This window comes from Streptomyces sp. NPDC057445, from assembly GCF_042802855.1.
In the GTDB taxonomy this organism is placed as follows: Bacteria; Actinomycetota; Actinomycetes; order Streptomycetales; family Streptomycetaceae; genus Streptomyces.
Genome location: NZ_JBHVDH010000060.1, coordinates 1 through 3,560, shown reverse-complemented (window position 1 = coordinate 3,560; position 3,560 = coordinate 1). Strand labels below are relative to the sequence as shown.

The 3,560-nt window shown below is 70.0% G+C and carries 4 protein-coding genes; 3 read left to right on the top strand and 1 reads right to left on the bottom strand.

The window, feature by feature from the left end; all coding sequences use genetic code 11:
- Positions 1–89, top strand: an 89-nt coding sequence (locus ACFU5O_RS37400; RefSeq protein WP_362693304.1) for an adenosylhomocysteinase, incomplete at its 5' end; no start/stop codon positions are given.
- Between the two features lie 280 nt (positions 90–369).
- Positions 370–984, top strand: coding sequence for a hypothetical protein (locus ACFU5O_RS37395; protein WP_384247476.1), 615 nt, complete (start codon positions 370–372; stop codon positions 982–984).
- 39 nt (positions 985–1,023) lie between these two features.
- Here the strand turns inward: ACFU5O_RS37395 and ACFU5O_RS37390 are convergent, their stop codons facing one another.
- Complete coding sequence (locus tag ACFU5O_RS37390) at positions 1,024–2,040, bottom strand: RDD family protein (protein ID WP_384247473.1); 1,017 nt, start codon at positions 2,038–2,040, stop codon at positions 1,024–1,026.
- A 173-nt stretch (positions 2,041–2,213) separates the two neighbouring features.
- On the opposite strand from ACFU5O_RS37390, the gene ACFU5O_RS37385 reads away from it, so the two are divergent.
- Positions 2,214–3,221 carry a stage II sporulation protein M gene (locus ACFU5O_RS37385; RefSeq protein WP_384247479.1) on the top strand — a complete coding sequence of 336 codons (1,008 nt, stop codon included), beginning with the start codon at positions 2,214–2,216 and terminating at the stop codon, positions 3,219–3,221.
- Positions 3,222–3,560: the final 339 nt, after the last annotated feature.

Here is a 3,560-nt window from a genome sequence, read left to right as displayed (position 1 = left end):
TCAAGCTCACCACGCTCCGTCCGGAGCAGGCCGCGTACATCGGTGTCGAGGTCGAGGGCCCGTACAAGCCCGACCACTACCGCTACTGACCCCCGCTACCGACACCCACCGGTACGCACACGGACGCCCACAGATACGCGAACGCGTGTAACCGTAAACGCGACCACGACTGACGTGTAACCGGCAGGGACGTTCCCACCGCAGGCCCCCGACCCTCAGGGACCGGGGGTCTGCGGCAGGCCGCGCCTCGTCGGCTTCCCAGGCCGGGCCCGTCGGCCCTCGCGGGATTGCGCCGGCGGCCCGCCCCGGGCAGCAATCGCACACTCGCGTCGCCACCGGGCCTCAACGCATCGCAAGGACCATGCCCCCATGCCCCGCGGCCGCTATTCGCTCCATGATCCGCACGATCACACCCCCCTCGGCGCAGAGCACTTCCACTGCGCCCCCGGCCCGTCCGGCTGGCGCTACGTCTCCCAGCTGACCACCCCCTCGGGTGATCACGCGGGCTCCGTCGACCTGGCCCTCGACGAACTCGGCCGGCCCATCCGTCTCGAACTCCATGCCGCGAGCTGGCAGATCCGGGGCGCCGCCATCGACGGCGTCACCTGGGTGCGAACCGACCCCACGGGCACGCACGCGACCGAGGGCAACGTCCGCGCCCACGCCTTCACCGGCACTTCTCCCGCCTTTCTCGTCGCGACATCCCGGCTGCTCCGCCTCACCCCCGGTGCCCCCGCGACCCGCGTACGGCTCGTGGCCTTCACGGACCCGGTCCTCGCCCCCCGCACCGTCGACCAGTCCTGGGCCCTGAAGAAGAGTGAAGCGCACGCCACTGACAACGGCTCACTGATCGTGGACGAATACCAGGTCAGCGCCCTCGACACGGGGGAGCAGCACACCGTGCACATCACCGGCGACGTGGTCCTCTCAGCCCCTGGCATCGAACTCGAGGACCTGGAGACCCCGCCGTCGGTCTTTCCCTGAGCCCGGCCGACGCCGGTCTTGGCCGGTCGCAACCATGACTCAGGCGGGCGGCGCGAATCCGGTCGCAGGCGGTCCGGTCTCCGCCCCCGTCTGCCGGCCCCCCTCGGCCGATGCGGCATCCGCCGACGACGAGGACGGTGCAGGCGAAGGCACCTGAGGAGGACCGGCCACGAGGTGGGCAGCAGCTGTGCCCTGGTACGGACCCGTTGCCGGGTACTGCGCGGAAGCCCTCGATCCCGGGTACCCCGACGCTGTTCCCGGATACGCCGACGCCGACGCCGTTCCCACCGCCGGGGCCCCCGCCGCAGCCGCCGCGAAGGCCTTTCGCGCGTCCCGCGCCTGCCGTTCGTTCACCACGGCCGCCAGATACGCCGCGGCCGGAATCCCCTCCGGCGCAGGCGCCCCCGTACGCGCCACCAGATCCCCGGCCAGCCGCTCCGCCAGAGACCGGCTCACGTCCCCGTCGAGCTGATGCATCCGCGTCAGGTACTGCCGGATCGCCAGCCACAGATCGTCCGGCACGGCGGACAGATCGAGCTCCGCGAACCGTCCCACCAGCCACGGCGGCGGCGGAGGCATCACCGAGGCCCGCGCCGTCGGCACCCTCTCCCGTATGACCAGAGTTCCCGCGAACACATCCCCGATCCGCCGTCCCCGCGCCGACACCAGCGAGGCGATGCAGGCGACGACCCCGAACGTCATCAGGATCTCCACCACCCCCATCGCCCCCCGCACCAGCGCGTGCCGGAACCCGATCGGCCCCCCGTCGTCCCGCACCACCCGCAGCCCGCACGCCAGCTTCCCCAGCGATCGACCACGGCTGAGCGTCTCCACCGCGATCGGCGCTCCCACCAGCACCAGCACGAACGTCGCGATCGACACCGCCATGACCGCGGCCTCGTCCAGCGAGGCCGTCGCGAGCGCGAGGGCCACGGATATCAGCAGGTACGCCGCCCACACCACGGCAAGATCGATCGCGAGCGCCAGCGCCCGACTGGGCAGCCTCGCCGGACGAAGCCCCAGTACGACCGCATCCCCGGTCACAACCCCGCTCACGCGCCCACCCTCTCTTCGGCCTTCTCTTCGGCCTTCATGACGGTTCTTCGACCTTCACGACCCCGCCGTACGCCAGTCTGCCAAGCTGGCCCGAAGCGCGCCGCATGAGTTGTACGAGCAGTTGTACGAACCGTCCGTCCGTACGGACCCAGTGCCTGGAGCAGCAGCCGACCATGGACCTCGACGTCTTCGTGATGACCCACCGCGCCGAGTGGGACCGACTGGACCACCTCCTGCGCCGTGGGCGGCACCTCACGGGGGCCGAGGCCGACGAGCTCGTCGCCCTCTACCAGCGCACCGCCACCCACCTCTCCCTCGTGCAGTCGAGCGCGCCCGACCCCATGGTCACGGGCCGCCTCACCCAGCTCGTCGCCCGTGCCCGCTCCACCGTCACGGGCACCCGGCGCGCTTCCTGGCGTGATGTCGTCCGGTTCCTGACCGTGGGCTTTCCCGCCGCGGTCTACCGCTCCCGGCACTGGTGGGTACCCACGGCCGTGCTGTCCACTCTGCTCGCCGTGATCATCGGCTGGTGGACAGGCACGCACCCGGAGGTCCAGTCGGCGATCGCCGCCCCCGAGGAACTGCGCCGGCTCACCCGTCCCGGTGGCGAGTACGAGACGTACTACTCGAGCCACCCCGCAGCTTCCTTCGCCGCCCAGGTCTGGACGAACAACGCCCAGGCCGCGGCCATGTGTCTGGTACTCGGCGCCTTCCTGTGCGTCCCCGTCCTCTGGATCCTCTTCCTCAACATGGCCAACCTCGGGATAGGCATCGGTCTGATGTCCTCGGCCGGCCGCCTCGACACCTTCCTCGGCCTGGTCCTCCCGCACGGCCTGCTCGAGCTCACTGCCGTCTTCGTCGCCGCCGGAACGGGGCTGCGCCTCGGCTGGACCCTCATCGACCCCGGTCCCCTGCCCCGCCGCACGGCCCTCGCCCAACAGGGCCGCGCGGCGCTCGGCATGGCCATGGGCCTTGCCCTGGTCCTCTTCGTCTCCGGCCTGATCGAGGGCTTCGTGACTCCGTCCGGACTGCCGACCTGGGCCCGCATCACCATCGGAATCGTGGCCGAGCTGGCCTTCCTCGCGTATGTGTACGTGCTCGGCGGGCGCGCCGTCCGCGCAGGGGAGGTGGGCGACGTCGACGCGTCAGAGCGGAGCGCCGAGCTCCCCACCGCCGCCTGATGTGCGCGCAGCCTCCCTGAGCTGTTAGTCTCCTCTTCGCCCGCCGGACCGTTGACACGGCCCGACTGGGGAGGTAGATTCTAACGGTTGCCTCGGACTGGGCATGTCTGCCCGAACCGTCCGAGCGTCTGAAGTAGAATCTCTCTCGCTCTCGCTGGGAATGAATTCCCGCGGAGCCAACTCGATTCATCATTCGGATCACGAGGTCGATCAGATCGACCGAAAGACTCTGATAAAGTCGAGACAGCCGAAAGGCAAAGGCCCTCCAACGGCCACCGGAAACAGAATCCGAACCGGGAACGGAACGGAAAATGAATCTGGTAAGGTTGGAAACACGAA

Excerpts from the sequence above, each read along its gene's own strand:
- ACFU5O_RS37395 (WP_384247476.1), top strand. The coding sequence starts at position 370 with ATGCCCCGCGGCCGCTATTCGCTCCATGATCCGCACGATCACACCCCC.
- ACFU5O_RS37385 (WP_384247479.1), top strand. The coding sequence starts at position 2,214 with ATGGACCTCGACGTCTTCGTGATGACCCACCGCGCCGAGTGGGACCGA.